The sequence below is a fragment of the Actinomadura atramentaria DSM 43919 genome, assembly GCF_000381885.1.
GTDB lineage: Bacteria > Actinomycetota > Actinomycetes > Streptosporangiales > Streptosporangiaceae > Spirillospora > Spirillospora atramentaria.
Genome location: NZ_KB907215.1, coordinates 67,457 through 92,152, shown reverse-complemented (window position 1 = coordinate 92,152; position 24,696 = coordinate 67,457). Strand labels below are relative to the sequence as shown.

Here is a 24,696-nt window from a genome sequence, read left to right as displayed (position 1 = left end):
CGGCGCGCCCGGGGCGGGACCGCTCACGCCGGATCGGGCGGCAGCGGCGCGTCCAGCACCCGCAGCAGAATCTCGGTGAGCGGGTCCAGCAGCTCCGGCAACCGCGCGGTGTCCTCCCGCAGGACGTGCGCCAGGATCAGCTCCGCGACGGCCCCGACCGCCGCCGGGTAGACCTCGTCGGGCACCGCGCGCCACTCGGGACGCCGCCGCGCCGCGTGCTCCCGCCACGCCCGCAGCACGTCCCCGACGAGCCGGTACCCGCGGTCGCGACCGCGCAGCGCGCGCGGCCCGGCGGCGGGCAGCTCCACGAGGATGCACCGCGCGTACTCCGGCTCCCGCGCGCACAGCGCCAGGTACGCGCCGAGTCCCGACCGCAGCGCCGCGCGCGCCGAGCGCGGCCGGGCCGGGGCGAGTTCCGTCAGCTCCCGGACGATCGCCGCCTGCGCGTCCGACATCGCGGACAGGAAGCAGTCCTGCAGATCGGCGAAGTGGTCGTAGAACGCCTTGCGCGACACCCGCGCCCGCGCCACGACCTGCGCGACCGTCGTCTGCGCGTAGCCGTTCGCCGCGACGGCCGAGATGCAGGCGGCGAGCAGGCGGCGCCGCTGCTCGGCGCGGACGACCTCGGCCGGGAGGCTGCTGCGCCCGCGCGGCAGGCCGGGCCGCCCCGGCTCGTACACCTCCGCCAGCCGGCGCGGCGGTCCGCTCACGTCGTCGTTCATCGCCCCGGGCCGGTGTCACGCATCGTCGCCCGATCCTATCGGGACGAAAAGGAGAACCCGCGCGGCGTCGGCCGCGCGGGTTCGGTGCCGGGGAGCGGTCAGTCGTTGCCGCCGCTGCCCTCGGGAGCCTCGTTGTTCGAGCCGGGCGTGCCCGGGCCGCCGTTGTGGCCCGTCTGCGTCGGGGTCTCGCCCGGCGACGGCGTGCCCGTGGGGACGCCCTCCTTCGGGGCGCTCTGCGAGACGGCCGTGTACGACGCGTACTCGCCCTGCTGCGGGATGACCGGGACGGTCACCGAGATCTGCCCGGCGTTCTGGAACACCAGCGTGACCTTCAGCGTCTCGCCGCCGATCAGCGGGCTGGTCAGCCCGGTCAGCACGACGAGCGGGGCCTTCGCGCCCGGCTGCGGGGTCGTCTCCGGCTGGCCGCCGGCGGGCGGCTGGCCGGAGTCCTCGCCCGGCGTCGCGGACGGCGTGCCGGTCGGGGTCTCGGAGGTCTTGACCTTGTGCTTCGGCGAGGCCGTCGTGCCCGGCGACGGGGACTCCGTCGTCGCGGCGGGCCGCGCCGTGCCGAGCAGGTTCGTCAGGCTGCCGCGCCCGTCCGGGTCCGCCGCGGGCAGCGCGAGCGCGCCGCCGGTGATCTTCGCGCTCCCGCCGAAGCCCGCCGCCGTGACCGACACCAGCCGGTCGGCCTTGTCCTGCTGGTTGATGATCGACGCGTAGAGCGGGACCTTCGCGCCCGGGTCCAGCCGCTGCTCCGGCTTCGGGCCGAGCAGGAACATGTTCCGGATGTCGATCTTCGTGCCCGTCCGCGGCAGCGCCGCGTTGACGCCCTCGGTGAGCTGCGTCGGGGCGACGGTCTGGGGCTCCTGCCCGGCGCCGCAGCCGGAGATGACCGGCGCGACGGCCACGGCACCCGCGACGGCGAGTGCCGCCACTCGACGGCTGTTACGGATCACGGCGTCGGTCTCCTCGCGAATGGCATGGGGAAAGGGTTGCGTGCGAAACGCCAGGCAAAGCGTAGCGAGACCCGATCGCCGGCCGTGCCCCGGGGTGCCGGTCGCGGGGTCAGCGCAGTTCCTTGATCCGTTCGACGAGGTCGGGGGCGGCCTGCGCGGCGGTGCGCACGTCGGTGACGATTCCGTCCGGCTGGACCAGGACTGTCGTGAGGCCCGCGCCCGCCGTCCCGGCCGCCGGGGCGTAGGCGCCCGCGAGGACGCCTCCGGGGTCCGCGACCAGCTCGGGCGCGCCGTCGTGCGCGGTCGCGGCGAGCGCGCGCAGCTCCTTGCGGACGGCGTCGTCGGACGCCGCCCGGCCGCGCGTGTCCGCGACTAGCAGGAACCGCAGGTCGTACTCGCGCGCCTTGCCCGACAGCAGCGCGACGAGGTCCGCGCAGCGGCAGTCGGACGGGGCGACGGCGATGACGCCGGGCCGCAACGACGCGAGCGGCACCGGCGTCGCGGGCCCGGTGACGAGCCGGACGGTCCCGTCCGGCAGCGGCCCGCCCACCTCGCCCGCGGCGGCCGCCGGGGCGCGCGCCAGCAGCGACGCGGTGGGGCGCGGGACGGGCCGCGGTCCGAGCGCGGTCATCAGCCCGCCGCTGACGATCGCGACGAGCAGCGCCAGCGTGACGATCGGGACGGCGACGCCGAACCGGCCGACCGGCCGCAGCAGCCGGGCGGCCCGCTCGCGGCGGCGGCGACGGCGCTCCTCGCGGCGGTAGGCGAGCAGGTCGGCGGCCAGGTCGCGGGCGTCGTCGGGCACGACGACATCGACCGGCGGCAGCCCGTAGTCGTCGGGCTCGTGGTCGCCGTCTGACCGCACGCCGCACCTCGCCTCGTCGAAACGCAGGACCGCGATTCGGGTCGATCGCGCCTTTCGCGCGCTTCGTACCCTCCCGATCCCGCATGTTCACCTCCCAGTATGCGGCGCGCGGCCGGGCCGGGACCGGGCGACGGGGCGACCTCCGACTTCCGGTCCGGTGCTGTCAGCCCATGCCAACGGAGGCCCGAACGCACCGAACGCGGCCTTTGTCAAGGTGCCAATTAGGGGGTTGACCTGCGCATTTGTCGCGTAGGCCGGTGCGGTCACCTGCGGGCTCGTGCTAAACTGGTCCCAGCGGAAGGGGTATCTGTCACATGACTTTCCAGGTCGGCGACACCGTCGTCTACCCCCATCACGGGGCTGCTCGAATCGAGGCCATCGAGACCCGCACCATCAAGGATCAGGAGAGGATCTACCTCGTCCTGAAGGTCGACAAGGGCGACCTGACCGTGCGCGTCCCGGTCGAGAACGTCGAAGAAGTGGGCGTCCGGGACGTCGTGGGCAAGGAGGGCCTGGAGAAGGTGTTCGAGGTGCTGCGCGCACCTTACACCGAGGAGCCCACCAACTGGTCCCGGCGGTACAAGGCGAACCTGGAGAAGCTCGCCTCCGGCGACGTGAACAAGGTCGCCGAGGTCGTCCGCGACCTGTGGCGGCGCGACAAGGAGCGCGGGCTGTCCGCGGGCGAGAAGCGGATGCTCGCCAAGGCCCGCCAGATCCTGGTGAGCGAGCTGGCGCTCGCGGAGAAGACCAACGAGGACAAGGCGGAGGCCCTCCTCGACGAGGTGCTGGCGAGCTGATCCCGCGATATGGGAGAGCGGTTCTTCCGGGTGGGCGTCGGGACTGACGTCCACCCGTTCGGTACCGCGGACCGCCCGCTGCACGTGGCCGGTCTGCACTGGCCCGACGAGGGCCCCGGCCTGGCCGGGCACTCCGACGGCGACGTGGCCGCGCACGCGGCCTGCGACGCGCTGCTGTCCGCCTGCGGGCTCGGCGACCTCGGCGCGGTGTTCGGCACCGCGGACCCGCGCTGGTCCGGGGCGTCCGGGACGGCGCTGCTCACCGAGGTCGCGCGGCTCGTCGCGGAGGCGGGCTACACGATCGGCAACGTCGCGGTGCAGGTCATCGGCAACCGGCCGAAGATCGGCAGGCGCCGCGCGGAGGCCGAGAAGGTCCTCTCCGAGGCGATCGGCGGCGCGCCGGTGAGCGTGTCCGCCACCACGACGGACGGCCTCGGCCTCACCGGGCGCGGCGAGGGCCTGGCCGCCATCGCGAACGCCCTGGTCCACCCCACCCCCTGACCGCCCGCCCGGAACCCCACGCGCGACTCGCGCGTGGGGTCTTCGTCATTCGGCGGGCGGGGTGGGGGAGCTGCGGAAGGTGCTGGACGGCGGGTTCCAGTCCCAGATGGCCAGGTTCTCGTCCTTCTCGGGGTCGGCGGGCTTGCCGTCCTCGGCGGGCTCGGCGTCGTCCGGGGCGTCCAGGTGGTGCGCCTCGTCCTCGCGGATGATCCGCTCCTCCTCGGTGAGCGGCGGCTCGGTCGGCGCGGCGGCGTCGGTGACGATCGTGCGGATCGTCCTCACGTCGGCGGGGAGCAGCGCGGGCGGCGGCTCGGGGCGCGCGTCCGGGGCCGTCTCGGGTTCCGGGAGCGGCGGGGCGTCGGACTCGGGACGGGTGAGGGGCCGGTCGACGGCCGTCGCCTCGTCGTCCTCGTCGGTGAAGTGGTTGGTGCCGTAGCCGCGTCCGGCGGGGCGGGGCGCGTCGTTCCAGCGGTCGTTCCACTGGTCGCCGGCCTCCTCGGCGCGGGCGCGCATCGTCTCGACGTCCGCCGGGAGGAGCGCCGGGGCCGGTTCGGCGAGCGGCAGCAGGTCCAGGCCGCTGTCCGTCTCGGGCAGCGGGGGAGCCTCCGCGCGCGGGGCGGGTTCGGCGACCGGCGCGGGCCCGCCGCCGCCCGCGCGGACGTGCTTGATCATCGTCAGCCACAGCCAGACCGCGATCACCAGCATGACGTGCGGCGCGACCGCCACGCCCGCCTTCACCCGGTCCGCCGGCAGCGACCCGTACCCCCAGACCGCGTGCTGGACGGCGAGCGCGCCGCCGCCCGCGAGCAGGACGACGAGCAGCAGCCACCGCAGCAGCCGCGAGTACCAGCGCGCCCGCCGCGCGACGAGGAGCGCGAGCAGCGCGACCAGCAGCAGCGTGTCCGCCATGACGGGATAGGCGGGCGCCCAGCGCGCCTCCACCCCGCCGGTGCGCGCGAGGACGCGCAGCGGCTCGTAGGTCAGCAGGAACGCGGCGCCGGCGAGGACGAGGACGGCCAGCGCGGCGAGCCAGGTGAACAGGCGGCCCGGCCCGCGCGCGGGCCGGTCGGGGGAACGGTCGGGGGACATCGCGGCTCTTTCGGGGGAAGGGGCTCGTCCGGAGGGTGCCCGGCGGCGCGCCGGTCATCCCCCCTGGCGAAGTGATCATTCCGCTGCGGCGACCCTAACCGGTCCCCGCGGCGACCGTCCGCCCGCGCCCGCGCCCCGGGCCGCCCCGCGCGGCTGGGGAATCCCGTGTTCCGGTGCGCGCCGATCCAATAACCTGGGGCGCGTGAGCCTGCGCCTTTACGACACCAGCACCCGTACCGTCCGCACGTTCGAGCCCCTCGCCGAGGGCCGCGTCGGCATGTACGTCTGCGGTGCCACCCCGCAGGCCGCTCCGCACATCGGCCACCTCCGCTCCGGCGTCATCTACGACGTGCTGGCGCGGTGGCTGCGCGCGAAGGGGTACGAGGTGACGTTCGTCCGGAACGTCACCGACGTGGACGACAAGATCCTCGCCGTCGCGGCGGACTCCGACGTGCCGTGGTTCGCGGTCGCGGAGGGCAACCAGCGCGTGTTCACGCGCGGCTACGACCTGCTCGGCTGCCTCCCGCCGACCGTCGAGCCGCGCGCGACGGGCCACGTCCCGGAGATGGTCCGGCTGATCCGGCGGCTGATGGAGAACGGGCACGCCTACCCGGCGGGCGGCGACGTGTACTTCGACGTCGCGTCCTGGGCCGACCGGTACGGCGCGCTGTCGAACCAGAAGATCGAGAACATGCGGTCGGCGGGCGACAGCGCGAACGAGGAGGCCAAGCGCGACCCGCGCGACTTCGCGCTGTGGAAGGGCGCGAAGCCCGGCGAACCGTCGTGGGAGACGCCGTGGGGCGACGGGCGGCCGGGCTGGCACCTGGAGTGCTCCGCGATGGCGACGCGCTACCTCGGCCCGGAGTTCGACATCCACGGTGGCGGAATGGACCTGATCTTCCCGCACCACGAGAACGAGATCGCGCAGTCCCGGGCGGCGGGCGACGGGTTCGCGCGCTACTGGCTGCACAACGGGCTGCTGACGATCGACGGCGAGAAGATGAGCAAGTCCGTCGGGAACGTCGTGCTGCTGCCGGACCTGCTGGAGCTGGCCCGTCCCGTCGAGGTCCGGTACTACCTGGCGTCGGCGCACTACCGGTCGCTGCTGGACTTCACGCCCGCCGCGCTCGGGGAGGCCGTGTCGGCGTACCAGCGGATCGAGGGGTTCGTGACGCGCGCCGCCGAGGTGGTGGGCGCGGGCGAGCCCGCGGCGGTGGTGCCCGCGGCGTTCGCGGACGCGATGGACGACGACCTGGGCGTCCCGCAGGCGCTCGCGGTCGTCCACGAGACGGTGCGGGAGGGCAACAACGCCCTCGCCGCCGGGGACGGCGACGCGGTGGCGCGGCTGCTCGCGGACGTCCGCGCGATGACGGGCGCGTTCGGGCTGGACCCGCTGTCGGAGCAGTGGTCGGCGGCCCCCGGCGACGACCTGCGCCCGGTCGTGGACGCGCTCGTCCGCGTCGCGCTGGAGCAGCGGCAGGCCGCGCGCGCCCGCAAGGACTACGCCGCCGCCGACGCCGTCCGCGACGGCCTGGCCGAGGCCGGGATCGTCGTGGAGGACACCCCGCACGGCCCGCGCTGGGAGCTCAAGCGGTCCTGACCGCCGCGCAGTACCGTCGAAGACCGGAACCCCGGTCCGGGAGGCGATGCGGCGATGTTCGAGCGGTTCACCGAGGGAGCCCGGCGGGCGGTCGCCCGCGCGCGGGACGAGGCGCGGTCGCTGCGCCACGGCCACATCGGCACCGAGCATCTGCTGCTCGGCCTGCTGGGCGATCCCGGGGACGGCGAAGACGCGGCGAGCGTACTCGCGGACGCGGGCGTCGCGCGGGCGGCGGTGCGCGGCCGGATCGCCGTGGGCGAGGCCGCCGGGGACGGCGGCGAGCCGCCGTTCACCGAGCGCGCCAAGACCGTCCTGGAACTCGGGCTGCGGGAGGCGCACCGGCTCGGCCACGCGTCGATCGGCACCGGCCACCTGCTGCTCGGCCTGCTGCGGGAGGGCGGCGGCCGGGGCGCGGCGGTCCTCGCCGACCTCGACGCCGACCCCGCGCGGCTGCGCGCGGCCGTGCTGGACCGGCTCGCCGCCCCGGCGGCGGAGCCGTTCCGGCCGCACCCCCGGCCGTCCACCGACCGGCGGCTCACCGCGATCGAGGAGCGGCTGGAGCGCATCGAGTCGCTGCTGGCCGCGCTCGCGGATCGCCGCGACCGGGCGTGACCGCGCCGCGCGGCGCATAAAATCGGTGGTTCGGGTCGTCCGCCCGGAATCCACGGCGTGCGGGCGCATCATCACCGTCTTCACGACCGTCGAGGGGCGAACCGCATGACCGCCAAGCGCAAGGGCAAGGGACCGACGCCGAAGGCCGAGAACCGGCACTGGCACGACAAGCGGCAGCGCGCCCGCGCCGTCAAGAGCGCCAAGCGCACGGGCACGTCCACACTCGGGCCGGGCGCGGCGCGCGACCGGGCCGCGCAGGGCGAGCCGGAGCGGCGGAGCCGGCCGGCGGGCGCGCGGCGCGCCAACGGGGAGACGCCGGAGCTGGTCACCGGCCGCAACCCGGTGCTGGAGGCGCTGCGCGCGGGCGTCCCCGGCAGCGCCCTGTACGTGGCGGAGGGCCGCGACGACCGGGTCCGCGAGGCGATCCAGCTCGCGGCGGACCGGCGCGTCCCGCTGCTGGAGACGGGCCGCGGCGAGCTGGACCGGCTCACCGACGGGGCCGTCCACCAGGGCATCGCGCTGCAGGTCCGGCCGTACCGGTACGCGCACGCCGACGACCTGCTGCGCGGCTCCGCGCCGCTGATCGTCGCGGTGGACGGGATCACCGACCCGCGCAACCTCGGCGCGATCGTGCGGTCCGCGGCGGCGTTCGGCGCGAGCGGCGTCGTGGTGCCGGAGCGGCGCGCGGCGGGCGTGACGGCGGGGGCGTGGAAGGCGTCGGCGGGCACGCTCGCGTCCATCCCGGTCGCGCAGGCGACGAACCTCGCGCGGCAGCTCAAGGCGTACCAGAAGGCGGGCTGCTTCGTGGCCGGGCTGGACGCGGCGGGCACCGTCCCGGTCGGCGACCTGGAGATCGCCGAGGGGCCGTTCGTGCTGGTCGTGGGCTCGGAGGGCAAGGGCCTCGGGCGGCTGGTCGCCGACACCTGCGACGTGCTCGTCACGATCCCGATGCCGGGCGCGGCCGAGTCGCTGAACGCGGGCGTCGCGGCGGGCATCGCGCTGTACGAGGCGTCGCGGCGGCGGTCGCGCTGACCCGCGGCCGGTCCGGCGAACACGACAGGTAGCCTGAAAGGGAGAGAAAGGGGGACGGGCATGGGGCTTCGCCGACCGTCGTTCCTGCCGTCCCTGGACGAGCTGGAGAACCAGGTCGAGGCGCGCGCCGAGGTCAAGACCCCGCAGCGCAGCGCCTACTTCGACCACCCGATCGCCAAGAACATCTTCTGGATCTCGCTGATCCTGGTGATCGTGTCGCACCTGGTGGCGCTCTCCCTGTTCTTCTTCGTGGACTGATCCGCGCCGTCGCGGGTAGGCGGTCCGGCGTGACGGACGCTGTGATCTTCGATGTGGACGGGACGCTGGTCGACACCGACTACCTGCACGCGGTGTGCTGGTGGCAGGCGTTCCGGCAGGGCGGGCACGTCGTCGAGACGGCCGAGATCCACCGGGCGATCGGGATGGGCTCGGACAAGCTGCTCGACCACGTCCTGCCGCGCGACCGCGACCGGTCGGGCGACGACGCGCTGCGCGCCGCCCACACCGCGCTGTACGCCCAGTACTGGGACCGGCTGGAGCCGTTCGACGGCGCGGGCGGCCTGCTGCGCCGCTGCTCCCGGCTCGGCGCGCGGGTGGTGCTCGCGAGTTCGGCGTCGGCGACGGAGATGGGGGCGCTGCGGCGCGCGCTGGACGCGGACGACGCCATCGACGCGGTCACGTCATCGGCCGACGTGGAGCAGAGCAAACCGGCCCCCGACCTGGTCGAGGAGGCGCTGGACGCCGCCGGAGTCCCGGCGGACCGCGCCGTGTTCGTCGGGGACGCCGTGTGGGACGTCCGGGCGTGCGCCCGCGCCGGCCTGCCGTGCGTCGGCGTGCTGACGGGCGGGGTGTCGCGGGCGGAGCTGCTGGACGAGGGCGCGGTCGCCGTCTACGCGGGGGCGGGGGAGCTGCTGCGGCGGTTCGACGGCTCGCCGCTCGCCGGATAGCGCCGCATACCGGTCATCGCTTCGGGTAGCGGGCGGGGGTACGTCCCCGCTACCTCGGAGGGAAGAACTGATGAAGGCGCTCACCTGGCACGGCAAGCGCGACGTCCGCGTCGACACCGTCCCCGATCCCGCGATCAAGGAGCCGAACGACGCGATCATCCGCGTGACGTCGTCGGGGATCTGCGGCTCGGACCTGCACCTGTACGAGGTCCTGGGGCCGTTCATCGGGGAGGGCGACGTCCTCGGGCACGAGCCGATGGGGATCGTCGAGGAGGTCGGCCCGGAGGTCTCGCACATCGCCGCCGGAGACCGGGTCGTCATCCCGTTCAACATCTCCTGCGGGCACTGTCACATGTGCGAGATGAAACTGTTCGCGCAGTGCGAGACGACGCAGAACCGCGAACAAGGCATGGGCGCGTCGTTGTTCGGCTACACGCGGCTGTACGGCGAGGTGCCGGGCGGGCAGGCCGAGTACCTGCGCGTCCCGCAGGCGCAGTTCGGGCCGATCAAGGTGCCGGAGGGGCCGCCGGACGAGCGGTTCGTGTACCTGTCGGACGTGCTGCCGACCGCGTGGCAGGCCGTCGAGTTCGCCGAGGTGCCGCAGGGCGGGTCGGTGACCGTCCTCGGGCTCGGGCCGATCGGGCAGATGTGCGCGCGGATCGCGCGGCACCGCGGGTACCGGGTGATCGGCGTGGACCTCGTCCCCGAGCGGCTGGCGATGGCGCGGCGGCACGGGATCGAGGTGCTGGACCTGTCCGCGCAGGACGACCTGCCCGGCGCGGTCCGCGACCTCACGGACGGGCGCGGGACCGATTCGGTCATCGACGCGGTCGGGATGGAGGCGCACGGCTCGCCGCTGGGCAAGGCCGCGCACACGATCGTCGGGTTCATGCCGGACGGCGTCGCGGAGCAGCTCATGCAGCGTGCGGGCGTCGATCGGCTCGCGGCGCTCAATCTCGCGATCGAGATCGTCCGGCGCGGGGGGACCATCTCGCTGTCGGGCGTGTACGGCGGCATGACCGATCCGCTGCCGATGCTCCAGATGTTCGACAAGGGCATCACCGTGCGGATGGGGCAGGCGCACGTCCACCGCTGGATCGACGACGTCCTCCCGCTCGCCGCCGACGACGCCGACCCGCTCGGCGTCATGGACCTCGCCACGCACAAGATGCCGCTGGAGGAGGCCCCGCACGGCTACGAGATCTTCCAGAAGAAGCAGGACGGGGCGATCAAGATCCTGCTGCAGCCCTGACCCTCTCCGGGGCGGCCGTCAGCATCGCGCGGACGGCCGCCTCGACGCGGCCCTGCGTCGCCAGCTCGCCGAACGCCGCCTCGCCGCCCAGCTCGGTGAGGACGGGCGCGATCGTCACGCCGTTCTCGTACAGCTCCACGACGCGGGGGTCGATGTAGGACGCGCGCGCGACGGCCGGGGTGTTGCCGAGGTATCCGGCGACCTCCTGGACGACGCGCGCCACCGCGCGCTTGCGGGCCGCCTCCGTCTCCGCGCGCGTCGACACCGCCAGGCCGACCGCCGCGAGGACGGTCGCGTGCCAGGTGCGGAAGTCCTTCGCGGTGAAGTCGCCGCCGGACAGTTCGCGCAGGTAGTCGTTGACGTCCGCGCCTCTCACCTCGTGCCAGGCGCGGCCGGTGCGGTGGATCAGGAGCTGGCCCGCGCCGTCCGTCCGGCGTTTGAGCGCGGACACGACGCGGCACACCGATTCCTCCACGACGGCCTGGTGGCGCTCCTTGCCGTGCTTGGCGGGGTACTCGAACGTCACCGCGCCCCTTCCGCAGGTCACGTGCTCGCGGCGGACCGTCGCCAGGCCGTACGTGCCGTTCTCCTCGGCGTACTCCTCGCCGCCGATGCGGAAGAAGCCCAGGTCGATGAGCCGGACCGCCGCCGCGAGGACGCGTTCGCGGGTGAGGCCGCGCCCGGCCAGGTGCTCGGCGACCGCCGCGCGGACGTCCGGGAGCCGTCCGCCGAACTCCAGGACGTGGTCGTGCTTCTCCCGGTCGCGCTCTTTGCGCCATTCGGGGTGGTACAGGTACTGGCGGCGGCCCGCCGCGTCCACGCCGACCGCCTGGAGATGGCCGTCGTCGTGCGGGCAGATCCACACGTCCTGCCAGGCGGGCGGGATGACGAGCGCCTTGACGCGCGCCAGCTCGGCGGGGTCGGCCAGCGGGCGTCCGTCCGCGTCGAGATAGCGGAAGCCGCGCCCGTGCCGTCGCCGCCGGATTCCCGGCCCCGCCGGGTCGCTGCGCCGCATCGTCATGACGAGACTCCGCTACCCGGGGGCGGGGCCGCGAAACGACGCGGCGGATTCGTGCCAGCCCGCGCGCGGCGCGTTGACCAGGATCGACGTCATGGACGACACGACATTCAACGGACTGGCCGCGCTCGTCACGGGCGGCGCGCGGGGCATCGGCGCGGCGGTCGCGCTGCGGCTGGCGGCGGGCGGCGCGGACGTCGCGCTGACCTACCGCGCGGCCGAGGAGGAGGCCGCGAAGGTCGCCGCGGAGATCGAGGGGATGGGGCGGCGGGCGCTGGTCGTGCGCGCCGACAGCGGCGACCCGAACGCGGTCGTCGCTGCCGTGGACCGGGCCGCCGGCGCCTTCGGGCGGCTCGACGTGCTGGTGAACAACGCGGCGTCGTACATGGTCGGGCCGCTGGACGAGCTGGATCTCGACGCCTTCGACGCGATGGTCGCCGTGAACGTGCGGGGGCCGTACCTGGCCTCGCGCGCCGCCGCCCGGCACATGGGCGAGGGCGGGCGGATCATCTCGATCGGCAGCAATGTCGCGGTGCGCGCGCCTTTTCCGGGCCTCACGCTGTACGCGCTGACCAAATCGGCGCTGGTGGGGATGACGAAGGGGCTGGCGCGCGACCTCGGGCCGCACGGGATCACGGTCAATCTCGTGCATCCGGGGCCGACGGACACGGACGCCAATCCGGCGGACAATCCTTCCGCGCCGACCGTCGCGGGGTTGACGGCGTTGAACCGCTACGCGACCGCCGCGGAGCTGTCGGCGGACGGCGGTTGGGCGGCCTGAGCCCTTCCCCGGGGACGCCGGGTTCCGCGTCCCCGGGGAACTCTGTGGATTATTACCGGTTCATTTGTGTCAACCGGCTGTCGAGGTGGTGCGTCTTAGAATCGGTTCCGCCCGTTCCACGGGCGTTATTGATCACTGATCGTGGGCTTTTGAACACATCTCTTGATCGGTGTTCCTGTGCGCCTTTCCGTGAAATATGCTCCCCCTTCATGGAGACGATGACCGCAGTTCTCGTGCGTTCCCCGTACGAGGTGGCGCGGCTGCGCAGCGCACAGCACTGGCCCGGCGAGTTCGCCTCGGACGAGGAGTGCGGAGACGGGTGGCGGGTGGCCTTCTCCGACCACCAGCCGCCGAATTACGACGCGGCCGTGCAGTCCTTCGCCCACGAGACCGGGATGCCGGCGCTCGTCGCGCTGTTCCTCGACGGGAAGTGCGCGATCGTCTATGCCGCCATTCCACGCGACCGGACGCGCGTGGTGTTCCTCGGCCTGCGGACGGCGCAGTCCTTCGGCGCGAACACCGTCGGCTACACGCTCGACGAGGCCCGCCCGGAGATGCGCGCCTGGGCCGCCGCCGCGGGCACCGCCTTCGACCCCGCGCTGCTCGACGTGGCGCTGCTCCACGACGGCGGCGAGGACGCCGGGCTGCGTCTGCTGGCCGCCTTGCTCGGCGGCCTCGGCATCCCGAACTTCGTCGGCACGGACCCGTTCGCCGTCGACCTCACGGCCGACGATGAAGAGCTGGACGTCCCCGACAAGGTCGACGTAGGCCCGCCCCAGACCGTCGAAGCCGAGGCGATCCTGCTGGTCAGAGCACCGACGAAGGTTGCAAAACTCCAGTCGGCGCAACTATGGCCCGGTGGCTTCCACAAGTACGAGCAGAAATTCAAGAAGGGCTGGCGCGTGGGCAGCGCGGGCGAATGGCCGGACGACCTCAACGGAGCCCTGCACGCCTTCGCGACCGAGACACAGGGCCCGGTCATCTTCGCGGCCGCGGCCGACGCGGGCTTCTGCGTCGTCACGGGCACATCCCGCCCCGGCGAATACTGGGAAACGGTCCTAGGACTCGACGCGGCCCACGCGGTAGGCCACTGCGGCAGCTACGACGACTCGGACCTCTACAACTTCTACAAGACCTCCAAGTCCTGGGCAGCCGACGCGGGCCTGACCACAGACGACCAGAAACTCCGAGCAGCCTACGAACGCCCAGGCGGAATCGGCGAAGAAATGCCGATGCTCTTCGTCCTCTACGCGGGCTTGGGCATCCCCGGCTGTGACCACATCCCCGCCTACTGGGACGGCTCGTCCCTACGCGAGTCCTCAAGCTCCGGAGGCTGGGGAATCGAAATCAGCTTCGGCTAGCCCAAACGGTCCCCGCGCCGATCTTCTCCCACATATGCAAGTCGTGAACCCCTCACAGGGCGGATGAGGACCACCGCGACGGCGACGATGCTCCATCCCTGCTCCCGTTGCGAACCCTCGCAGGGCGGACGAGGACCGGAGCGCGAACGTCTCGTCGGCGGGCCTGACGGCGGTGCAGGCGCAGAGCGCTTACGCCTATGCGACCGTGCGGGATTCCGGCCGCGCGCTTGCCGCCGCCGGCGATGTTCGGCTCGGTGAGCTGCGGGGCATCGCGCGCGGTCGGCATCTGCTCGACGTTGCGCGTGCGCATCTGGACGAGCGGCAGCCGCGTGCCGCCGAACAACGCCTCGCCGACGCGCGCAGCGTGTTAGCGAGCTGGTTCGTTGCCTAGTCCCTCACGCGCGACCTGGTCGCGGAGGTCCGCGAAGCGCAGACGCGGCCGGGGCTGCGCATCCGCCAGCTCCCCGCCGCCGTCGTCCTGGACTAGCCGTTCTCGACGAGGTCGCTCAACTCGGTGATGACCCGCTCCCACGTCGGCATCCGGGCGTGAGCGGGCGCGGCAGGGTCGAACAGCACCCGCACGCCCATTTCCCGCAGCGCCTCCACGTTCCTTACGAACGCGGTATGCCGAGCCAGCGCCTCCTTGAGCAAGGGCACGGCCACTATCGGAACGCCGAACCCCATCAGCTCGCACAACAAGGCCACCGCGAACGTGTCCGCGATACCGACCGCCCACTTGTTGATCGTGTTGAAGGTCGCCGGGGCGACCACCACCGCATCGGCGGACGGCAACGCGTTCGGCTCGTCCGGCATCCGGTACTCCGAGCGCACACGCTCCCCGGTGAGCTCGGCGAGCAGGTCTGCGTCCACGAAACGCCGACCCAACGGAGTCGTGACCACGACCACCCGCCAGCCCGCGCCCTGCGCGAGTTCAACGAACTCCGTGACCTCACTGGCAGCGGGAGCCGCACACACCACCACGTAGAGAACCCTCTTGCCGTCGCCCCGCACGCCGAAAAGCCTAACCACTGGGACGACTCGGGATGGGGCGCACGTGCAACCGCCTGCGGAGACAATGCGAGGGCGGCGACGAACTGCGCAGCAGGTCTTGTTGCGAACCCTCGCAGGGCGGATGAGGTCGATGCTCCATACGGCTCCATACGAGTCCCCCCACCGGTTGCGAACCCTCGCAGGGCGGATGAGGTCACGTACTTCGCGGCGGCTTCCTGCACCTGCTGCTCGGGTTGCGAACCCTCGCAGGGCAGATGAGGTCCCGGACGTCGGCGGGTACTGGTCGCGGGCGGCGGCGTTGCGAACCCTTGCAGGGCGGATGAGGTCCCCAGGGTAAAGGCGCAGGCTGACCCGGGCCCGGCGGCGTCGGCTGGCCTCATTTTTGCAGCAGACCTCCGGTTGTGCAGAAACCCCGGGAGGTTCGCTGCAAACGACGGGCTCGTGTGATTGTTCGGCTGCGGTCCGTGTTGGTTCTTCTCGGGCGTCATGAGATGCCGCCGGGCGTCAGGTCGGAGGAGTTGGGCGATGGTCGGAGGGTGAGCGCGCTGGCCTTGATGCGGCCCGTCTGGCTTCGCCGGGCGTGGGGCGTGACGCGAGGCGCTGGCCGTTCGGGTTCATGCCATCGCGGACGCGGACCTTGCCGAAGACTATCGAGCCGCGACCGCTCGAACGGCCGAAGGGGCTTACGAGCAACGGCGGCGGCCTACGTCGTCGGCGTCCTCGCACGGCTGCGCGTGCCGCAGCCCGCAGAGCCGTCTTCGCGGTGAATCGGCTGCGGCCGATAATCAGCCGCCGCGCCTTACGGCAAGGGCCCTGCGCCGTAGCCTGAATCCGTCGAGGAACCAGGAACGGAGCAGGGCCTATGAGCGAGGTTTCAGGCGACCCTGGACAACCGGAACTGACCACGGGTCGACGGATACAGCTCCATCGCGAGCGACGGGGGATGAGCCGGGACGCGCTCGGCGGGCTCGTCGGCCGGAACGGACGGTGGGTGAAGGCCGTCGAGCGGGGGGAGATCGCCGAACCCAAACTGCCGCTCCTGCTGTCGATAGCCGAGGCGCTGCGTCTCCGCGATCTGGCGGCGCTCACGGGCAAACAGACCGTGCCGGTGGATCATTTGCGCGGCCCTGGCCATCCGGCCCTGCCGGAAGTCCGGTCTGCCGTTAACACGCTCGTCCTGCCCACGGGTGAGCCCGCACCGCTGGACCGGCTCCGCACGCGCCTGGACGCCGCATGGTGGGCACGGCACGCGGCACCCGATCACCGGACCGTCCTCGGCGCGCTGCTGCCCGCGCTGATCCGGGACGCCCGGCACGCGGCGCGGGCGTACGACGGCGCGGCCCGCCGCCACGCGCACGCGCTTCTCGCCGAGGTGTACGCGCTGAGCCAGTTCTACCTCGCGTACCAGCCCGCGGCCGACCTGCTGTGGCGCGTGGTCGAGCGGTCCGTCATGGCGGCCGAGGAGAGCGAGGACCCGCGCGCGCTCGCCCGCTCGGCCTGGCTCGCCGCACAGGCCCACCGCGACAGCGCCGACTGGGACGCGGCGGAGACGGTGAACCGCGAGGGCCTGGAACTGCTCGCACAGCACGCCGACACGCCGGACCCGGAGGTGCGCGCGTTGTGGGGAGCGCTCCACCACGAGGTCGCCTACACGGCCGCGCGCGCCGGACGGGCGGCGGACGCGTGGGCGTGGTGGGACCGCGCCGACGCCATCGCGCAGGCGCTGCCCGCCGACTTCTACGAACCGATGACGTCGTTCTCGCGTGTCGTCATGGGTGCGCACGCGACGACGATCGCCGTCGAGACGCGGCAGCGGGGCGAGGCCGTGCGGCAGGCGACCCGGACGGCGGACGCCGAGATCCCCTCGGCACCGCGCCGGGGGCGTCACCTGGTCGAGGTCGCCCGCGCTTGGGAGATCGCCGGTGATCGGACGGCCGTCGTCGGCACGCTCGACCAGGCGTACCGGGCGGCGCCTGAGACCGTCCGCTACAACGGCTACGCGCGCCGGATGGCACTTTCGGCGGCGTCCGAGCCGGGGTCGCAGCAGAGACCCGCCCGCGCGCTGGTCGATCGGATCGTCCTGACCTAGCATTTCGGTCTGGCCAATACGAGGGGACAGGATTCCTGTCCCCTCTTTGCTGTGCGCGGCTGAATGCTCTCCGTCATGGCCGCGATTACGCGAGTGAGCCGCGAGCGCGGCCGGAGCGTCCGAGAACCCCGCCGACCGCGCCCGCGTTCGGACGCCGCGCGCCCTGCCCCTGCGCGGCGCGCGGCGGCGGGCGGAGCGCGGTCCGGCCGCGCCGCCCCCGTCAGGAACAGGACGTCCCCGGCTGATGCGCGCACACCAGATTCCGGAGCCTTGATCGGACATCGGAGGTTCGACCCATGACGCGAGTAGAGCAGGCCGGGCGCGCCCCGGATGCCGTGACCGTCGACCGCGTCGCGGTCGAGCTGGCGGCGCTCGGCCGCCGCGCCGACGTCACGGTCCGGGCGTGGTATGGCCGGGCGACCGGACATTGGTGGGCGCTGATCCGCGGCGCGGCCGACCGGTTGTGCGAAGCGGCTGACCCGGCCGCGCTCCGCGCGATGGTCGTCGCCGAACTTCCCGCCGCGCGCCCTTCGGCGCGCCCGCCCGCGCCACCGCGCGCGGGCCGGTACCGGCGCTCGCCCGTCCCGGCTGCGCCACGCCGCTCTCGGGGTATGCGGTGGACGGCCGACGCCGCGTATCTGATCCCGCGCGCCCTCGGCTGGACGGGCGGGACGGCGTGAGCAGCCTGATCCCGACCCCGATGACGCTGCGAACCGCCGCCGCGTACCTCGGCGCGCGCACCGCATGCCGCCCGGCGGTGCCGCACGTCGCGGGCCGCGTGGACGCGATCGTCTGGCGGCCCGCCGCCGACGACGCGCGCGCCGACACCATCCGCGCCCTCACCTGCCCCGCGACACGTCACCACCGCTGGTTCATACGCGGTGAGCGCGACGAGCGACCGCTGCTATGGCTCGTCCGGGTCACACCGGGCGGGCTGGTGGTGTGCGAGGCCGAGCCGGACGGTCACACGCAGGCGTCCGCGTGGTGGCGGACGTTGACCGGGCGCACCCCGATCGCGGCGAGGCACGATGCGGCGCCCTGACCTGAGTGACGTCCCCGAACTGCTGACGACCGGAGAAGTCGCCCGACTGTTCCGCGTATCGCCGCAGACGGTCGCGCGATGGGCACGCACCGGACAGATCGCCGCCATCGAACTGCCGGGCGGACGAGTGCTCCGATACCCGGCCGCAGACGTCCGGCGACTGCTGGGCACCCTCGGGGATGATCGCTGACCTGGCACGTCCCGACCAGAACAACAAACCCAATCGCTCGACCAGCAGAGGGGTTGGTCCCGCCGAAATGGTTCGGGATCAGCCCCTTACAGGGTCGATGAGGACCGGGGAGCAGACCGGACGCGCCGTCGCCGCCGGACTGTTGCGGCCCCTCGTAGGGCGGATGAGGACGACGACCACCTGATGCGGGTGACCACCGTCATCCGCGCGTTGCGAATCCTCGCAAGGTGGATGAGGACCCGGTCAGATCGCCCCCTCGGCCCCGGAGGACCCCGTTGCGAACCCTCGCAGGGTGGATGATGACCTCATGACCAGGCTCCTTCTGGTCGGGCGGCCCTCCGGGTTGCGAACCCTCGCAGGGTGGATGAGGACGACGCCAGGTCCCGGCCGATCCGCCGCCCGGCCTGGTTGCGAACCCTCGCAGGGTGGATGAGGACCCCAGGGTAAAGGCGCAGGCCGTGCTGGGGCTGGCGGGGTCGGCTGGGGTCATTTTTGCAGCGGACCTCCGGTTGTGCAGAAACCCCGGGAGGTTTGCTGCATACGGCGGGTTCGTGTGATGGCGCGGCTGCGTTCCGTGGTGGTGGGCTGGGCGCGGTAGGGCGGTGGAGTTGTGCGGTGGTCTGCGGGTCAGAGGGTGAGCGCGCCGTCTTTGATGCGGCCCGTCAGGCTTCGCCAGGCGTGGGGCGTGCAGGCGAGGCGCGGGCCGTTCGGGTCGGTGCTGTCGCGGACGCCGACCACGCCGGGGAGGTTGGTCGCCACTTCCACGCAGGTGTCGTTGCCCTTTGCGGAGTGGGAGCTGATGCGCCATTCGGCACCGTCGAGCGAGAGTTCAAGCATGGTGGGCCTCCTTGCCGATTCGGGCGATCAAAGTCGCTGATTCGTCTTCTGGCAGGGCCGCGCCGCGGATGCGGTCGAACGTCACCTTACAGCGCTGGACCTGCGCGATATCTTCGATATAGAGCCCTCCACCCATCGTCTCCACGTATGCGACGTCGAGCTCGACGGGTGCGGCGAACGCGAAGATCACTATTGCGCCGTCGCCGAGGGCTGGGCGGTTGCCGAGGGAGGCCGGCACGACGCGAATGCTCACGTTCGGGCGTTCCGCGTCCGCCAAGAGGGCTTGTAGCTGACGCCTCATCACGGTCGGACCGCCGACCGGACGACGCAGGACTTCTTCGGCGATGACCGCGTTGAACTGCGGCGCGTTGGAGCGGGACAGGACGACCCGACGGGTCATCCGGACCTGTAGGCGGCGGTCGACCTCGGCCAGATCGTCGTTCCCGCTTTCGAGGACGGCCCGAGCGTAATCCTCTGTCTGCAGCAATCCCGGAATCACTTCCGTCTGCCAGGAGTCGATGCTGGCGGCCGCGTCCTCCAACTGCGCGAAGCTGCCGGAGAAAACGTCGTCGTACGATGCCCACCATCCCCGCTGCCGGATGTCCCGGGCGAGCTTCATCAGCGCGGCGTTGACCGCGTCGTTGCCGCCGTAGGCGTCGAGGATTCGTTCAACATCCACGACGCGCGGGAGGTTGACGGCGGTCTCGATCCTGACCAGTTTCGTCCGGCTCCAGCCGAGCGCTCCGGCGGCGGTCTCGGGAGTGAGACCCGCTCGCTCGCGGAGGCGTCGCAGCTCCGCGGCGAGGCGGCGGTGACGCGCGGTCGGTCCGTACTCCGAGGGCATGGCGAGCATTCTCCCAGTCTTGGCGTCCGTAACTCGGTGTGGCCGGATGAGGTCATCAGGGTAGTCGCTAAGTGCTAGCGTCAGGGCACAAGTGCAGTACATGCTGCTCGAGAGGCGCGTGACGCCCGGTGAAACGGCCGGACGGCGGCGCCGTCCCGCCCCAGACGCGGCTCGCGATCCCTCGTGAGACGCGGAAGGCCGGTTCCTCACAGGTGCGAGCTGTGAGGAACCGGCCTGACACGCAGCGGCCCGGCCTGGTGTCACGAGCACCAAGGGCTCCGGGTCCTTGATCGGGCACAGGAGGTCCGACCCGATGGAAACCATAAACGAAGAGCGCCCCTGGAACTACGCGGACGCCGTCGACGCCACCACCGCGCGGTGGCTGGAGGCGTACGCTCGCGGGTTCGGCGCGCGCGTCAGCGTGTGGAAGGGGCGGCACACCGGGACGTGGTGGGCGCTCGTCGGCGGACGGCTCGTCGAAGAGCCGTCGGCGCTCGCGCTGCGCGCCCGGCTCGACGGCCTGTTCGGCCGTCCCGCCGCCGGGCGGTACGCGCGGCCGGTCGCGCGCTCTCGCCGTCGCGAGGCGGCGCTGCGCCTCTGGGGCCGGGCGGCCGCGTGACCGCCAACCTGCTCCCCGCGCCCATGCGCCTCCGGGACGCCGCCGCGCACCTCGCATCGGTTGCCTGGCCCTGCGGAACGGACGTCGAACACATCCGCGCCCTCCCCGCCGACGCTCCCTGGCGTCCCTACACCGGAACGCTGATCACCGAGATCACCGCCCACACCTGCCCGCACCCCCGCCACGCGACCTGGTACCTGCGCGGCACGACCTGCGGCCTGCCGCGCCTCTGGAACGTCCGCACGACCAAGTCCGGCCCCGAACTCACCGAAGCCGCCGCCCGAACCCCCGCCGTCCTCAACATCTGGTGGCACGTCCTGACCAGAACGACGATCCCGATCGCCTGACCACCCGAGGGGTTGGTCCCAGCCGCATGATCTGGGACCAACCCCTCACAGGCGTTGCGAGCCTTCGCAGGGCGGATGAGGACCACCGCAGTGCGCGGAGCGGGCCGGGCGCGGACTGGTTGCGAACCCGCGCAAGGTGGATGAGGACGCCCGCGTGCATCCCGTAGCCTGACGCGGGAATCCGAGCTGCGCACCGCAGCTCATGACGCCGGTCCTGATCGCTGTCCGGGCCGCGCGTCCGTCAGCCCCGGGCGGACCCGGTCGGCCAGACGACGTCGACCGGAACGTTCTCGCGGCGGGCGTGGATGACGACGTCGCCGGTCCCGCCGTGGCCGCTCGCCGGGCGACCGTCCCACACCGCGATGAGCCGGTCCACGCCGCCGACGAGGATCTCGCTCGCCGCCATGTACGCCTCCCGGTTCGAGACCTCGAACGGCGCGTACTTCACCGCCGCCGCCCGCCCGAGGAGCGCGTCGAACTCGGCGCGGTTGTCTGGCTTGACCTTCGCGTCCCGGTAGTCGCGCGCCGGGAGGACGACCTCCAGCGTCCCGCCCGCGTCGAGGACGGCGCGGGCGAACACCTGGTCGGCGCCGCGCGCCAGGCACGTCACGCCGGTCACATCGTCGAACGGGACGAGTAGATCCGTCAGTGCCCGGTAGACCAGATCGGAGGTCGCGGTAGTGAGGTCGGAGTGTCCGGTGATGCCGATGCGGGTCATGCGGTCTCCTGGGGTCGGGCGGCCAGTTCGGCGCGCAGCTCGGCGACAACGCGCGCGTCAGCGTACGCGGCGGCCTCGTCGTGGAAGTCCCGCAGCCTGCGTTCGGCCCGCCCTGAGCGGATCACATCGCAGATCACCACGGCCTCGCGGACGTGGTGGACCGCCTGGTCGCGTTCCCCGGCGAGCAGGTAGGACCGGCCCAGACCGATCAGGTCGAACGCCCGGTTCCGGACCTGCCGCGGGCGCCGCAACTCCAGCGCCGTCGAGATGTAGCCGATCGAGCGCATCGCCAGCTCCCGGTGCGATGTCTTCTCGCGCGCGCGTACGGCCGCCAAGTCGCGGTACCGCGCGCCGATGGTCCCCGCCAGTTCGGCGCGGTCGAAGGACCGGACGAAGTACGGGACGTCGTCGGTGGCCTCCTCGAAGGCGTCTTCGGCGAGGCCAGCCGCGCGGTGGTACGCCTGGACCCGCCCTGCCTTGGCATACGCCCATCCCTCGCGAGTGCGCAGCATCGCGCGCAGTTGCGGCGGCGCGTCGTCGCCGACTCCGTCGAGTGCGAGCCGGACCAGGTCCAGCGCGTCGCCGGGTTCGCCGAGGTCGAGTTGCTGCCGGGCCATCAAGGCGAGGACGTGAGCGCCGAACAGGCGCCCGCGTCGCTGCCCCGAAGCATGTGCCGCGCGCAGCGCCAGGCGGTAGTAGTGCTGCGCAGTCGGATGCAGCCCCGCATCGAACGACATCGACGCGGCGACCTTCGCCAGCTCGGCGAGTACGAAGAGCAGGCGCCCCACGACGGGCTCGCTCTGCGGCGATTCGAGGAGTTCGGCGACCTCCGCGAGCTGCCCGACCACGGCTCGCCGCCGGACGCCGAGCCGGTGTCGCGAATCCCACCGCCGCAGCAGACGCGCGCCGACCTCGATCCGCTCGACATCGTCCAGCCCCACCGTCCCGCGCGGCGTCGAGCCGGCCGAAGCGGGACGGGTGATCCAGTGCTCCAAGTGCTCGGTCAGGTCGGGTCCGCGTAGGACGCGCTTATGCGGTCCCGATCGGCGGCGCGGCCCGGCGAGGTCGGACAGCGCGAACGTGACGGCGTCGGCGGTGATCTCGTCGAATGACCAGTTGTCGGGCGACGGCTCATCCGGTGATCCGTCGGGGATGAGCGCGAGTAGGCGGCCGTCCGCTCCGAGAACGGAATCGAGCCGTTCGGCGAACGGTCGAGACGGTTCCCAGTGTCCGTTCAGAATCTTCGAAAGGTACCCGGGGTCGTAGGCGGCGCGCCTGGCGAGCTGGCGCAGTGACAGGCCCCGCTCGGTCATGAGCTGACGCAGCAGTTCCCGGAATGTCATCCGTCCGCCATAGATGGTGATGTCGGGATACGGGGTGTTGAGTAGCTGTCGACTCAACGCCGTCAACGCCGTTCAACGGTTCCACCGTAGCCGCCGGGCCGTTTTCATGAAGGACGTCCCAGAACAAGCGGCCCCGGCCTGGCCATTAACACCAGTCGGCCAGGTTCCCGCATGAACTGCGGGCGCGGCTCGCGAGTTGGGGAACCCGTCGCCGCGTCCGCGCCCAGCGCCACGCGCTGCCCCGGTGGCGCGCGGCCCCAGGACACAAGGCGGCCCCGGCCGGTGGGTGAGCACCGGGGGTTCCGGGGCCTTGATCGGACAACGGAGGTCCGACCCGTGAACAGAGTAGAGCAGCTCCGCCCTGACCCGGATGCCGCGACGGTCGCGCGGGTGAACGCTGACCTGGCCGCCCGCGCCCGGCGCGGCGGCGGGCGCGTGTCCGTCTGGTACGGGACCGCGACGCGGCGGTGGTGGGCGCTGGTCGGTGACGACCGACTCCTCGACGCCGAGTTGGTCGAGGCGACGGACCCGGCCGCGCTCGCCGCGCTCGTCCGCTCCGCGCTGGTGCGCGCGGGGACGCGCCGTCGCCCGCCCGCGCCGCCGCGTCCCGCCGCTGGTCGTCCGCCCGCGACGCCGCGCGAGGGCCGGTACCGGCGCCCGCCTGCCGCGCACGCCGCGCTGCCGCGCCGCGATCGGGGCGCGCGGTGGGCTGTCGCCGCGCATCTGATCCCGCGCGCCCTCGGCTGGGCGGGCGGTGCGGCGTGACCGGGTCGCTGATCCCGACGCCGATGACGGTGCGGGCCGCCGCCGCGTACCTCGGTGCGCGGACCGCGTGCCGTCCGGCCGTGCCGCATGTCGCGGGTCGCGTGGACGGGATCGTCTGGCGGCCCGCTGACGATGACGCCCGCGCCGACTTCGTGCGCGGGCTCACCTGTCCGGCGGCCCGGCACCATCGCTGGTTCCTGTGTGGTGCGCGGGACGGGCTGGCGTTGCTGTGGCTGGTCCGGGTCACGCCGGGTGGGCTGATGGTGTGCGAGGCGGAGCCGGACGGTCACGCTGAGGCGGCCGTGTGGTGGCGGACGTTGACCGGGCGGGCTCCGATTGCGGCGAGGCACGATGCGCCCTGATCTCAGCAATGTTCCCGAGCTGCTGACGACTGGGGAGGTCGCGCGGTTGTTTCGTGTGTCGCCGCAGACGGTCGTGCGGTGGGCGCGTACCGGGCAGATTCCCGTGGTGGAGTTGCCGGGCGGGCGGGTGCTCCGTTATCCGGCCGTGGAGGTTCGGCGGCTGCTGGGCGCCCTCGGTGACGATCGCTGAGCCGCTGTGCGTCGGCGCGCTGCATCTGTCGCCGCTTCGGACCGGCGCGGGCGTGCTGCGGTGGCATCCGGTCCCGGCCCCGGAGCGGTTGCGGGTCTTTGCCGGGAGCTGTGAGCGCTGCGCGGACGTCTGGTGGGAGTACGGGTCGCGGGGCGGCGCGTACCTGATCCGCCGGACCGAGATCCACAGCAGGCGGCGCGCCCGATGGGAGACCCCGGCGGTCCGCCGCGTGCTCGCCGCCGAATGGTGGGACATGCTGGTGCGCGGGCGGGCGGCGTAACGGCGACGGCTCCCGCCCTGGAACGGAAGAACGGACCCGACCGCGCGCCACCACCCGGAGCGCCGAGTCAGCCGAGCCCCAACCGGGCACCCGCCCCCGCACGCGGGGCGGGTGCCCGGTCCGCGTCGCGAACCCTCACAGGGTGGATGAGGACCAAGACCATGCGCGCGATGCACGCGCGCGTGGCCGCGTTGCGAACCCTCGCAGGGTGGATGAGGACCACCGCGTCCGGCCTGATGGACCGGGCGCACACGTTGCGAGCCCTCGCAGGGTGGATGAGGACGGGACATCGCCGACGTCAGCGCCGCCGCGACATCCTGTTGCGAACCCTCGCAGGGTGGATGAAAACGCGTGCCGCGCGTCAACGCGAGCGGTTCGTAGGACGTGTTGCGAACCCTCGCAGGGTGGATGAGGACCACCGCGTCCGGCCTGATGGACCGGGCGCACACGTTGCGAGCCCTCGCAGGGTGGATGAGGACGGGACATCGCCGACGTCAGCGGCGCCTCAACAGCCGGTTGCGAACCC

31 protein-coding genes and 1 CRISPR repeat array (1 of these 32 running past the window's edge) are annotated in these 24,696 nt (G+C 72.9%); of the genes, 21 read left to right on the top strand and 10 right to left on the bottom strand.

What is annotated here, in order from left to right; all coding sequences use genetic code 11:
• Positions 1-23 precede the first annotated feature (23 nt).
• The 3 genes from G339_RS34540 to G339_RS0119760 form a co-directional block, all read right to left on the bottom strand.
• On the bottom strand, positions 24-710 hold the full coding sequence (locus G339_RS34540) for a TetR/AcrR family transcriptional regulator (protein WP_169514768.1): 687 nt from the start codon (positions 708-710) through the stop codon (positions 24-26).
• Between the two features lie 110 nt (positions 711-820).
• Positions 821-1,678 (bottom strand): copper chaperone PCu(A)C domain-containing protein, encoded by an 858-nt coding sequence (locus G339_RS0119765; RefSeq protein WP_157407903.1) that lies wholly within the window; start codon positions 1,676-1,678, stop codon positions 821-823.
• Between the two features lie 109 nt (positions 1,679-1,787).
• Positions 1,788-2,543, bottom strand: coding sequence for a hypothetical protein (locus tag G339_RS0119760; RefSeq protein WP_019632799.1), 756 nt, complete (start codon positions 2,541-2,543; stop codon positions 1,788-1,790).
• 314 nt (positions 2,544-2,857) lie between these two features.
• Between G339_RS0119760 and G339_RS0119755 the strand changes: the two genes are divergently transcribed.
• Both G339_RS0119755 and ispF read left to right on the top strand, forming a co-directional pair.
• A complete protein-coding gene (locus G339_RS0119755) occupies positions 2,858-3,340 on the top strand; it encodes a CarD family transcriptional regulator (RefSeq protein ID WP_019632798.1) in 483 nt (160 codons plus the stop codon).
• 9 nt (positions 3,341-3,349) lie between these two features.
• Entirely contained in the window at positions 3,350-3,841 is a 492-nt protein-coding gene (gene ispF / locus G339_RS0119750) for a 2-C-methyl-D-erythritol 2,4-cyclodiphosphate synthase (protein ID WP_019632797.1), read from the top strand.
• Positions 3,842-3,886: 45 nt separating this feature from the next.
• Here ispF and G339_RS0119745 read toward each other — a convergent pair whose 3' ends face one another.
• On the bottom strand, positions 3,887-4,930 hold the full coding sequence (locus tag G339_RS0119745) for a DUF2637 domain-containing protein (RefSeq protein WP_026341605.1): 1,044 nt from the start codon (positions 4,928-4,930) through the stop codon (positions 3,887-3,889).
• A gap of 202 nt (positions 4,931-5,132) precedes the next feature.
• On the opposite strand from G339_RS0119745, the gene cysS reads away from it, so the two are divergent.
• The 6 genes from cysS to G339_RS0119715 all read left to right on the top strand — a co-directional run bounded on the left by cysS (position 5,133) and on the right by G339_RS0119715 (position 10,373).
• Positions 5,133-6,530, top strand: a complete 1,398-nt coding sequence (cysS, locus tag G339_RS0119740; RefSeq protein ID WP_019632796.1) for a cysteine--tRNA ligase — start codon at positions 5,133-5,135, stop codon at positions 6,528-6,530.
• 54 nt (positions 6,531-6,584) lie between these two features.
• Positions 6,585-7,142: a Clp protease N-terminal domain-containing protein gene (locus G339_RS0119735; protein ID WP_026341604.1), complete on the top strand. Its 558-nt coding sequence runs from the start codon at positions 6,585-6,587 to the stop codon at positions 7,140-7,142.
• Positions 7,143-7,247: 105 nt separating this feature from the next.
• Positions 7,248-8,174: a 23S rRNA (guanosine(2251)-2'-O)-methyltransferase RlmB gene (rlmB, locus tag G339_RS0119730; RefSeq protein ID WP_019632795.1), complete on the top strand. Its 927-nt coding sequence runs from the start codon at positions 7,248-7,250 to the stop codon at positions 8,172-8,174.
• 60 nt (positions 8,175-8,234) lie between these two features.
• Complete coding sequence (locus tag G339_RS0119725; protein WP_019632794.1) at positions 8,235-8,432, top strand: hypothetical protein; 198 nt, start codon at positions 8,235-8,237, stop codon at positions 8,430-8,432.
• Positions 8,433-8,461: 29 nt separating this feature from the next.
• Positions 8,462-9,121 (top strand): HAD family hydrolase, encoded by a 660-nt coding sequence (locus G339_RS0119720; RefSeq protein ID WP_033323684.1) that lies wholly within the window; start codon positions 8,462-8,464, stop codon positions 9,119-9,121.
• 70 nt (positions 9,122-9,191) lie between these two features.
• Positions 9,192-10,373 (top strand): zinc-dependent alcohol dehydrogenase, encoded by a 1,182-nt coding sequence (locus G339_RS0119715; protein ID WP_019632792.1) that lies wholly within the window; start codon positions 9,192-9,194, stop codon positions 10,371-10,373.
• On the opposite strand, the gene G339_RS0119710 is transcribed toward G339_RS0119715, so the two are convergent.
• Positions 10,351-11,394 (bottom strand): DNA topoisomerase IB, encoded by a 1,044-nt coding sequence (locus G339_RS0119710; RefSeq protein WP_019632791.1) that lies wholly within the window; start codon positions 11,392-11,394, stop codon positions 10,351-10,353. The two genes, G339_RS0119715 and G339_RS0119710, sit on opposite strands and share 23 nt — an antisense overlap.
• A 91-nt stretch (positions 11,395-11,485) precedes the next feature.
• Here G339_RS0119710 and G339_RS0119700 point away from each other — a divergent pair, with 91 nt between their 5' ends.
• From G339_RS0119700 to G339_RS0119690, 3 genes are all read left to right on the top strand, one after another.
• Positions 11,486-12,172, top strand: a complete 687-nt coding sequence (locus G339_RS0119700) for an SDR family NAD(P)-dependent oxidoreductase (RefSeq protein ID WP_019632790.1) — start codon at positions 11,486-11,488, stop codon at positions 12,170-12,172.
• 209 nt (positions 12,173-12,381) lie between these two features.
• Positions 12,382-13,533: a hypothetical protein gene (locus G339_RS0119695; RefSeq protein ID WP_019632789.1), complete on the top strand. Its 1,152-nt coding sequence runs from the start codon at positions 12,382-12,384 to the stop codon at positions 13,531-13,533.
• A 172-nt stretch (positions 13,534-13,705) separates the two neighbouring features.
• Complete coding sequence (locus G339_RS0119690; RefSeq protein WP_019632788.1) at positions 13,706-13,924, top strand: hypothetical protein; 219 nt, start codon at positions 13,706-13,708, stop codon at positions 13,922-13,924.
• Positions 13,925-14,016: 92 nt separating this feature from the next.
• Here G339_RS0119690 and G339_RS0119685 read toward each other — a convergent pair whose 3' ends face one another.
• Complete coding sequence (locus tag G339_RS0119685; RefSeq protein ID WP_033323748.1) at positions 14,017-14,544, bottom strand: flavoprotein; 528 nt, start codon at positions 14,542-14,544, stop codon at positions 14,017-14,019.
• A gap of 862 nt (positions 14,545-15,406) precedes the next feature.
• Between G339_RS0119685 and G339_RS0119680 the strand changes: the two genes are divergently transcribed.
• The 4 genes from G339_RS0119680 to G339_RS37985 all read left to right on the top strand — a co-directional run bounded on the left by G339_RS0119680 (position 15,407) and on the right by G339_RS37985 (position 17,865).
• The gene (locus G339_RS0119680) at positions 15,407-16,633 is read left to right on the top strand and encodes a helix-turn-helix domain-containing protein (RefSeq protein WP_026341603.1); all 1,227 of its coding nucleotides are present in this window, start codon (positions 15,407-15,409) and stop codon (positions 16,631-16,633) included.
• Positions 16,634-16,929: 296 nt separating this feature from the next.
• Positions 16,930-17,313, top strand: a complete 384-nt coding sequence (locus G339_RS34535; RefSeq protein ID WP_157407902.1) for a hypothetical protein — start codon at positions 16,930-16,932, stop codon at positions 17,311-17,313.
• Positions 17,310-17,675, top strand: a complete 366-nt coding sequence (locus tag G339_RS0119670; RefSeq protein WP_019632784.1) for a hypothetical protein — start codon at positions 17,310-17,312, stop codon at positions 17,673-17,675. Before G339_RS34535 ends, G339_RS0119670 begins: the two co-directional genes overlap by 4 nt.
• Positions 17,662-17,865, top strand: coding sequence for a helix-turn-helix domain-containing protein (locus tag G339_RS37985; RefSeq protein WP_084693327.1), 204 nt, complete (start codon positions 17,662-17,664; stop codon positions 17,863-17,865). The genes G339_RS0119670 and G339_RS37985 overlap by 14 nt, the downstream gene beginning before the upstream one ends.
• 627 nt (positions 17,866-18,492) lie before the next feature.
• Here G339_RS37985 and G339_RS34530 read toward each other — a convergent pair.
• The gene (locus G339_RS34530; RefSeq protein WP_033323680.1) at positions 18,493-18,702 is read right to left on the bottom strand and encodes a DUF397 domain-containing protein; all 210 of its coding nucleotides are present in this window, start codon (positions 18,700-18,702) and stop codon (positions 18,493-18,495) included.
• Entirely contained in the window at positions 18,695-19,555 is an 861-nt protein-coding gene (locus G339_RS0119660; protein ID WP_240489858.1) for a helix-turn-helix domain-containing protein, read from the bottom strand. The genes G339_RS34530 and G339_RS0119660 overlap by 8 nt, the downstream gene beginning before the upstream one ends.
• 304 nt (positions 19,556-19,859) lie before the next feature.
• On the opposite strand from G339_RS0119660, the gene G339_RS0119655 reads away from it, so the two are divergent.
• Positions 19,860-20,165 (top strand): hypothetical protein, encoded by a 306-nt coding sequence (locus G339_RS0119655; RefSeq protein ID WP_019632781.1) that lies wholly within the window; start codon positions 19,860-19,862, stop codon positions 20,163-20,165.
• Positions 20,162-20,512, top strand: a complete 351-nt coding sequence (locus tag G339_RS0119650; protein ID WP_019632780.1) for a hypothetical protein — start codon at positions 20,162-20,164, stop codon at positions 20,510-20,512. Before G339_RS0119655 ends, G339_RS0119650 begins: the two co-directional genes overlap by 4 nt.
• A 241-nt stretch (positions 20,513-20,753) precedes the next feature.
• On the opposite strand, the gene G339_RS0119645 is transcribed toward G339_RS0119650, so the two are convergent.
• Both G339_RS0119645 and G339_RS34525 read right to left on the bottom strand, forming a co-directional pair.
• Positions 20,754-21,230: a hypothetical protein gene (locus G339_RS0119645; protein ID WP_019632779.1), complete on the bottom strand. Its 477-nt coding sequence runs from the start codon at positions 21,228-21,230 to the stop codon at positions 20,754-20,756.
• Entirely contained in the window at positions 21,227-22,639 is a 1,413-nt protein-coding gene (locus G339_RS34525; RefSeq protein WP_157407901.1) for a helix-turn-helix domain-containing protein, read from the bottom strand. Before G339_RS34525 ends, G339_RS0119645 begins: the two co-directional genes overlap by 4 nt.
• Positions 22,640-22,963: 324 nt before the next feature.
• Between G339_RS34525 and G339_RS0119635 the strand changes: the two genes are divergently transcribed.
• From G339_RS0119635 to G339_RS34520, 4 genes are read left to right on the top strand one after another with little or no spacing between them, the layout of a single operon-like run.
• Positions 22,964-23,338 carry a hypothetical protein gene (locus tag G339_RS0119635; RefSeq protein WP_019632777.1) on the top strand — a complete coding sequence of 125 codons (375 nt, stop codon included), beginning with the start codon at positions 22,964-22,966 and terminating at the stop codon, positions 23,336-23,338.
• Complete coding sequence (locus G339_RS0119630) at positions 23,335-23,700, top strand: hypothetical protein (RefSeq protein ID WP_019632776.1); 366 nt, start codon at positions 23,335-23,337, stop codon at positions 23,698-23,700. The genes G339_RS0119635 and G339_RS0119630 overlap by 4 nt, the downstream gene beginning before the upstream one ends.
• Positions 23,690-23,890: a helix-turn-helix domain-containing protein gene (locus G339_RS0119625; protein WP_019632775.1), complete on the top strand. Its 201-nt coding sequence runs from the start codon at positions 23,690-23,692 to the stop codon at positions 23,888-23,890. The genes G339_RS0119630 and G339_RS0119625 overlap by 11 nt, the downstream gene beginning before the upstream one ends.
• Positions 23,877-24,170, top strand: a complete 294-nt coding sequence (locus G339_RS34520; protein ID WP_019632774.1) for a hypothetical protein — start codon at positions 23,877-23,879, stop codon at positions 24,168-24,170. The genes G339_RS0119625 and G339_RS34520 overlap by 14 nt, the downstream gene beginning before the upstream one ends.
• Before the next feature lie 124 nt (positions 24,171-24,294).
• Positions 24,295-24,696: a CRISPR direct-repeat array (repeat unit 30 nt; unit sequence GTTGCGAACCCTCGCAGGGTGGATGAGGAC) (it continues 86 nt past the right edge of the window).